This is a genomic window from Curtobacterium sp. C2H10 (genome assembly GCF_025407985.1).
Taxonomy (GTDB): Bacteria; Actinomycetota; Actinomycetes; order Actinomycetales; family Microbacteriaceae; genus Curtobacterium.
In genome coordinates, this window is the sequence record NZ_JABXGF010000277.1 from 1 (window position 1) to 232 (window position 232).

At 66.8% G+C, this 232-nt stretch carries 1 protein-coding gene; it reads right to left on the reverse strand.

The window, feature by feature from the left end; genetic code table 11:
• Window positions 1–232 (reverse strand): hypothetical protein (locus tag HWD93_RS18940; RefSeq protein ID WP_261647663.1); only part of this gene is annotated, 232 nt, incomplete at both ends.

Genomic DNA, 232 nt, shown 5'->3' on the forward strand with positions numbered 1-232 from the left:
GCTTTTTGCACTGCTGAATCAGGGTATCCTCCCGCAGCCGCGACTGGCGCAGCAGCCCCATCGCCCGGCCGTACGCGGCGCGGTAGCCGAGGCTGCCGAGGGCGATGGCCGCCAGCGCCAGCCCGAGAACGCTGACGGAGAGGGTGGCGAGATAAATCAGGCAGCCGGCGATCACCGCGCCGTAGATGAACAGGTTGGGCAGGCTGACGAAAAACACCACCAGGGTGTCGAG